The organism is Endozoicomonas sp. ONNA1 (genome assembly GCF_024606325.1).
Taxonomy (GTDB): domain Bacteria; phylum Pseudomonadota; class Gammaproteobacteria; order Pseudomonadales; family Endozoicomonadaceae; genus Endozoicomonas_A.
In genome coordinates, this window is record NZ_JAHHPN010000667.1 from 1 (window position 1) to 7,192 (window position 7,192).

General features: G+C 46.6%; 6 protein-coding genes. 1 reads left to right on the plus strand and 5 read right to left on the minus strand.

Annotated elements, in window-relative coordinates:
• Nucleotides 1–93: 93 nt before the first annotated feature.
• Both KDK19_RS15700 and ilvC read right to left on the minus strand, forming a co-directional pair.
• A complete protein-coding gene (locus KDK19_RS15700) occupies nt 94–1,026 on the minus strand; it encodes a DMT family transporter (protein ID WP_257254932.1) in 933 nt (310 codons plus the stop codon).
• Between the two features lie 341 nt (nt 1,027–1,367).
• On the minus strand, nt 1,368–2,384 hold the full coding sequence (gene ilvC / locus KDK19_RS15705) for a ketol-acid reductoisomerase (protein ID WP_257282242.1): 1,017 nt from the start codon (nt 2,382–2,384) through the stop codon (nt 1,368–1,370).
• 162 nt (nt 2,385–2,546) lie between these two features.
• Between ilvC and ilvY the strand changes: the two genes are divergently transcribed.
• Entirely contained in the window at nt 2,547–3,410 is an 864-nt protein-coding gene (gene ilvY, locus KDK19_RS15710) for an HTH-type transcriptional activator IlvY (protein WP_257282243.1), read from the plus strand.
• A gap of 27 nt (nt 3,411–3,437) precedes the next feature.
• Here ilvY and KDK19_RS15715 read toward each other — a convergent pair whose 3' ends face one another.
• The 3 genes from KDK19_RS15715 to KDK19_RS15725 all read right to left on the minus strand — a co-directional run bounded on the left by KDK19_RS15715 (nt 3,438) and on the right by KDK19_RS15725 (nt 7,105).
• A complete protein-coding gene (locus tag KDK19_RS15715; RefSeq protein WP_257292318.1) occupies nt 3,438–4,628 on the minus strand; it encodes a hypothetical protein in 1,191 nt (396 codons plus the stop codon).
• A 148-nt stretch (nt 4,629–4,776) separates the two neighbouring features.
• Nucleotides 4,777–5,880, minus strand: coding sequence for a hypothetical protein (locus tag KDK19_RS15720; protein WP_257274755.1), 1,104 nt, complete (start codon nt 5,878–5,880; stop codon nt 4,777–4,779).
• A 256-nt stretch (nt 5,881–6,136) separates the two neighbouring features.
• Nucleotides 6,137–7,105, minus strand: a complete 969-nt coding sequence (locus KDK19_RS15725) for a hypothetical protein (protein ID WP_257282244.1) — start codon at nt 7,103–7,105, stop codon at nt 6,137–6,139.
• Nucleotides 7,106–7,192 lie beyond the last annotated feature (87 nt).

Here is a 7,192-nt window from a genome sequence, read left to right on the forward strand (position 1 = left end):
GCGAGCTATCCATCCCCGAACTAGAAGTACGGGGCTTTCCGCTCAATTTGGTAATCTTTCTTCACTTTGGGTGAGGAAAGATTCTTCAAGTGTCTAACCCGGACTGTCTGTTGAAGAATATTTCCGATTGGTTATCCATAATCCTGTAAAGATCAATCCAGCTCCTATCAAGTGGTACTGGTAAAGTGTCTCTCCAAGAATGGGAATAGCGAACATGGCTGAAAAAACAGGGATTAGGAAGTTAAACATGGCCGCAGTGTTTGCCCCCAGAATAGACACGCCGAAATTCCATGACATATAAGCGACCAGTGAAGCAAACAAAGCAGCGTAACTGATGAGAAAAAGTGCTTTCGGACTGACGATAAAGCCACCTTTCGACGATAGCTCCCAGAGATAAAAGGGCAAGAGGATCAATACCCCAATCCCAACCAGAGTAGTCAACAGCTGAGCCCCGGATACGGGCAGTTCAAAACGCTTGAGCAACACCGTATAAGAGCCCCAACAGCAGGTAGCAAAAAACATGATCATGTCTCCCCTGCCAAAATCAAGGCTGGCCAGCGATGACCACTCGCCCTTACTGAAAATCGTCAGCAGCCCGGGAAGGGCCATCCCCATACCAAACAACTGTCTTTTTTTAGGAAAAACATTTAACAGTGGAATAGCCAGGATCATGGTAATAACAGGCAAAACTATTTGTATCAGGCCCAGATTCACCGCCTGTGTCGATTGAGCAGCGATATAGAGCAGTGTGTTAAAGCAGGTAATGCTGAAGAAACCCAGGATCAATAATTGATAACGACTCTGAAAAATCAGCTTTCTCTGCCGAACCAGCTTTTTTCCGGTAAATGAAAACAGAATCAGAAAAGTCAGGGCCCATCTCCAGAATGACAGCGCGATGGGAGGAATATCTCCCACACTCATTCGGCCTGCAACAAGGTTACCCCCCCAACAGAGAGTTGCTAATACCAGCCCCAATACTGCCAGAATGTGGGGCTGGGTCTTCAAATGGGCGATTTTTTTTCTCAAAGTACTGCTCCGGAAAATCTGCCTACTGTCTCTTAAATCAAAAATAACGCAACTATTATGAAATACGCTCTGTAAATAAAGAGACTATAGATTTAACTGTATCCCTGCCTTAGTTAAACATAATCCATTTGCCGATCTTCAACTTCGATCATAAATAGTTCGATCATAAATAGATTCGGGGCTGGCTTCCTGTGTCTGACAAGCATTGTCCGTTCTCCGGAAGCTTCCGTAGTCGCAAGATAGACCACTTTATGGACAGCGTCATCTGTCAGAAAAATCTTGCGATATTCAAACCAAAAAAGGCGCACAAGGCGCCTTTTTTAAACGATTTTTAGTAAAAATCAGTTCTTATCTTTGTCAACCAGCTGATTCTCGGTGATCCAGGGCATCATTTCACGCAGCTTGGCACCGGTCTTTTCAATCGGGTGAGCAGCGTTGTTACGACGGTAGGCCGTCATGGACGGATAGTTCATCGCACCTTCGGTGATAAACTTCTTGGCATACTCACCGTTCTGGATGTCCTTCAGAGCATCACGCATGGCTTGACGAGATTCATCGTTGATGACTCTTGGGCCGGTTACATACTCACCATACTCCGCATTGTTGGAGATGGAGTAGTTCATGTTGGCAATTCCACCTTCGTACATCAAGTCTACGATTAGCTTCAGTTCATGCAGACATTCGAAGTAAGCCATTTCAGGGGCATAACCTGCTTCGGTCAGGGTTTCAAAACCGGCCTTAACCAGCTCTACGGCACCGCCACACAATACCGCCTGCTCGCCAAACAGATCGGTTTCAGTTTCATCTTTAAACGTCGTTTCGATGATACCGGTACGACCACCACCGACGCCACAGGCGTACGACAAGGCGAGATCTTTCGCCTTCCCGGTAGCATCCTGATAGATGGCAACCAGATCAGGGATACCGCCGCCTTTAACAAATTCGGAACGAACAGTGTGACCCGGAGCTTTAGGGGCAATCATAATGACATCCAGATCAGCACGAGGAACAATCTGGTTGTAGTGAATAGCAAAACCGTGAGCAAATGCCAGCGTTGCACCCTGCTTCAGGTTAGGCTCAATTTCGCTCTTGTATAACCGGGACTGGAATTCATCCGGAGTAAGGATCATGACAACGTCAGCCTGAGCTACTGCAGAAGCTACGTCCAATACGTTCAGGCCAACCGCTTGGGCTTTGGCAACGGAAGCGGAGTTCTTACGCAGACCAATAGTAACATCTACCCCGGAGTCCTTCAGGTTATTGGCATGAGCATGGCCCTGTGAGCCGTAGCCAATGATGGATACTTTCTGGCCACGGATGATGGAAAGATCACAGTCTTTATCGTAATAAACTTTCATGACGGACTCCTGAGTAAAACGCCCCGGACTATTTATTGCTGTCCGAGCTTAAAACGTTGACCTGGAGGTTAAAGCAGGCAAGTAATTTCGTAAAATGATATATTTGCAATATAATATTTCATAATAAGAAACAGCCCTGAGCGAAGATGAGAAACAGTCATTATGGATTTGAAACCACTGAAGCATTTCCTGAGTCTGGCTGAAACACTTCATTTCGGCCGTGCCAGCGCAGCTTGTCATATCAGCCCATCGACCCTGAGCCGCAGCATACAGCATCTGGAAAATAAGTTGGGGGTATACCTGTTTGAACGGGACAACCGCAGTGTCAGCCTGACTGCAGAAGGCATTAAATTTGAGAAATATGCCCGGGAAACCCTGATTCAGTGGTCAGCGATTCGTAACGAGTTGATTGCCGAATCCAAAGAGCTCAAAGGTGAGATCAGTGTTTATTGCTCCGTGACCGCCAGCTACAGTTTTCTTTATGATATTCTCAAGCGCTTTCGCCAACGCTATCCGAGCATTGAAATCAAACTTCATACTGGCGATCCTGACTCAGCCATTGAGCTGATCACCTCTGGTAAAGAGGATATAGCCATTTCTGCCCGCCCGGATAATTTATCCTCAGAGATTCAGTTTCATAGTATCGGACTCTCGCCACTGGTCTTCATAGGCCCTGCTTCAGGAGAAATTTCTACCCCTGAGTCGGTTGAAGAGTGGAGTAGAACGCCCATGATCCTGTCAGAAAAAGGTATTGGACGACAGCGGGTGGATCACTGGTTTTCAACCAAGGGCATCAAGCCAAAAATATACGCTCAGGTAGCTGGCAATGAAGCCATTGTCAGTATGGTCAGTTTGGGGTTTGGAGTCGGCGTAGTACCCCAGATTGTTCTGGATAACAGCCCACTGTCCGACAAGGTTAACATTCTGAACATCACTCCCTGGCTGGCAGCTTATGATGTGGGATTATGTGTGCTGGACAAAAAACTCAAAAGCCCATTAATTCAGGCTTTCTGGGAGCTGCTATAGACGACTCCCCTGACCAGAACAGCTCGTTCAGTGCGTTGCCAAGCCCGAGTCCAGGCCAAAAGCTTCGAGGAGGTTCAGCTCAAATCGATTGTTTTTTGCTTCCTTCATAACCACCTTATTTTCGGCAAACCAGGACTTGCCCAGACACCAGGCTAAAAGGGTCTCCCCATGATGAAATATAAGAATCTGCCTTCCTGTGCCAGAGTGACTCAGCAGGTAAGGAGTCACCTGCCCCGCACTCCAGGAAAAATTTTTGAAGCGACAACCGCCTTTCACTGAGTCGCAAGGTGCATGTTCTGACCAGATAAGCTTCTGATGGTCTGGTATAAAGAGGTCGTACGCTCGCGGCGGCCTCCAAATGATCCTCTTCAGTTGATAACCGGGTCGATCCGTTATCACAACTAACTCCTGATCGGAGCCGCCATAAAGTGAACTCAACCTGCGAAAGTCATAATTGGCATTAAATAGATAAGCGACACTGCTGTGTAGATGACCACCGATCACTGTACTCGGCGTCGATTCATCCTTGATACCCTTTCTTTCTTGCCAGTCAGGCACCAGAACCACTGGTATTGAATTATTGTAGTAACTGGCAAAATAGGAATGCCAGTTAATAAAGCGATCCAGCCAGTTCTGACAGACTGCGCGGCTATCAAGATAATCGTCTGCAGATTTATGGAATGCCTTGAGGGTTCTGCTACCAGTATTAATGGCTTCACAGTTGCTGGCGATCAGGGAAGAGTAGTGCAGAAAACCAAAAGGCAAACCTCCTGGTTTGGCTTGAGTGAGACTCTTCCATCTCTGGTAATCTTTTCTGAGATGACTGAACAGGCTCTTCAGTCTCTGCTCCTTCACTGCCTTAATGCCACTCCACCAGTATTCTACTTCAGACAGCTTAACGAAATGTGGTTCTTCTGTATTACCGATCAGTTTGCTGGCGACAATCCAACGGTTAGTTTGATAATTTACCACACCTATAAATAAAGGGTGGGCAGGGTAGCCCGAAGTTGCTTGTTTTTTACTGACATAAAAAATGAATTCATCTTCCGTGAAAACATAGTACGATATCCCTATCGTCACCCCTGCCAGAACCGCCAACCCTACAAGAGTGTCTCTGTGTGCTCTCATCCCGGCCTGTAAGTGAGTGTTCCCGGAGAGCACTAAAAAAACGACAATTGTCTTTAAAGTATTCTGCTGTCCAATCAGATGTCTAACCATCGATACGTCCAACACGTAATTTATAACACCACCCAGTATAGATAATTAAAGAACACCTTTTGTTAATAGAATAAGGGCAAAAACTCTGATCGAAAAACAGTTTCCGGGAGTCGGCAGAACAACACGACTTTGGAGCTTTTATAGACGACTATTTACTTGTTGTTTCGAGATCAAAAGCCTTGGTAAGATTCAGCTCAAATCGATTGTTTTTTGCTCGCCTGGAAACCACTTTATTTTTGGATAACCAGGGTACACCGAGATACCAGGCAACAACGGTCTCACCATGATGAAATATAAGAATCTGCCTTCCTGTCTCGGGGTGGCTCAGCAGGTAGGGAGTCACTTGTTCCGCACACCCGGAGAAATTTTTAAAGCGACAGCCCCCTGTCACCGGATCACAGGGGACATGTTCTGTCCAGGACATCTTGCGATGATCTGGCAGGAAGGCATTGTACTGGCTCCAGCCCCCCCAGCTGATCCTGCTCAGCTGATAACCGGGTCGATCCGTAATCACAATCAACTCCTGATCAGAGCCGGTATAAAGTGACTCCAACCTGCGGCGAAAGTTATAATTGGCATTAAACAGATAAGCTACCGTGCTCTGCAAATGGCCGCCGATCACTGTACTCGGCGTCGAGTCGTACAGAACCCTCTCTCCTCCTTGCCAATCAGGCACCAGAACTACCGGAATTGACTTATTGAAGTCACTGGCAAAATAGGGATGCCATTGAATAAAGAGGTCCAGCCAGTTCTGACAGCGCACGCGGCTATTCAGATAATCGTCTTCAGATCCATGGAACGCCCTAATGGTTCTGCCGGCTGTATTAATGGCTTCACAGTTGCTCGCGATCAGGGACGAGTAGCGCAGAAAAGAAGAAGGCACATTTTCTCGTTCTATCGTAGAGAGACGCTTCCATCTCTGGTAATCCTTTTCGAGATGACTGAACAGGCTTTTCAGTCTCTGATCTGCGTCAAAGTGACTCCACCAGTGTTCTATGGCAGACAGCCTAAAGAATTTTGGTTCTTCTGGAAAACCGACCACTTTGCTGGCAACAATCCAACGGTCAGTTTGATAATTCAGCACGCCTACATATAAAGGGTGTGCAGGCCGTCTCGCAAATGCCCGTCTTTTACTGGCATAAAAAACGAATTCCTCTTCCTCAGAAAGATAGCACGATAGCCCTATTCCCAATCCTAACAAGCCTGCCATCATGCCCAGAGCTACAATAGTGTCGCTGCATGCTGTTCTCATCTTGGCCTGTAAATGAGTGTGCCCGGAAAGCGCAAAAGAAACAATGAGTATCTTTAAAATGCTTTGCCGTCCAATTCGGTATCTAACCATCAATGTGTCCAATGCGTCATTTATAATGCCGAACAGTATAGATAACTTTAGAGCAGCTGCTTTTAAAAAGAATAAGAGTTAGAAATGCTGCCCACATGATTAAGAGCAAAACATTCCCTGGGAATCAGCAAAAAATCCCGAATTTGGCGCTGTTATAGACGAACATTTACTTCGTTGCACCGAATTCAAAAGCTTCGATCAGATTCAGCTCAAATTGATTGTTTTTTGCCCGCCTTGAAACCACTTTATTTTTCGATGACCAGGATGTACCCAGAGACCAGGCGACGAGGGTCTCACCATGATGAAATATAAGAATCTGCTTTCCCGTGTCGGGATGACTCAGCAGGTAGGGAGTCACTTTCTCCTCACTCCCGGAAAAATTTTTGAAACGACATCCGCCAGCCATTGGATCACAAGGTGTATGTTCTAACCAGAAAGGCTCTGGCAGGAAGATGCTATAAAACCACGATGGCCAACGACTGACCCTGTTCAGTTGATAACTGGGTCGATCTGTTACCACAACTAACTCCTGATCAGAATTGCCATAGAGTGAACTCAACTTGCGAAAGTCATAATAGGCATTAAACAAGTAAGCGACACTGCCATGGAAATGGCCTCCGACCAGCCTGCTCAGCGTCGATTCGTCGGGGATGGCTTCCTTTCCTTCACGCCAGTCAGGCACCAGAACCACCGGGATTGACTTGTTGTAGCGACTGGCAAAATAGGCATGCCATTTAATAAAGTCACCCAGCCAGTTCTGACAGAGCATGCGGCTATTCAGGTAATCGCCTCCATGGAATGCCTTAAGGTTATTGTCAGCAGTATTACTATTAATCTGAATGGCTTCACAGTTGCTGGCGACCAGGGACGAGTAGTGCAGAAAATCAGAAGGTAAATCTTCTGATTTGGCCTGAGTGAGGCTCTTCCATCTTTGGTAATCCTTTTCAAGATGGTTGAACAGGTTCGTCACTTTCGGGTCCACTTGAAAAGGAAAGAGACTCCACCAGAATTCTACATCAGACAGCTTAACAAACCTTGGTCCCTCTGTTTCACCGATCAGTTTACTGGCAATAATCCATCGGTTAGGTCGATAATTCTCCACGCCCTGAAACATAGACTGGACTGGATAGCCCATAGCTGCCCGCCTTCTGGTAACAAAAGAGATAAATTGACATCCTCCCACAGCTAAAGCAGTGGGATTCCTCCAGCGAGACGGCTATGC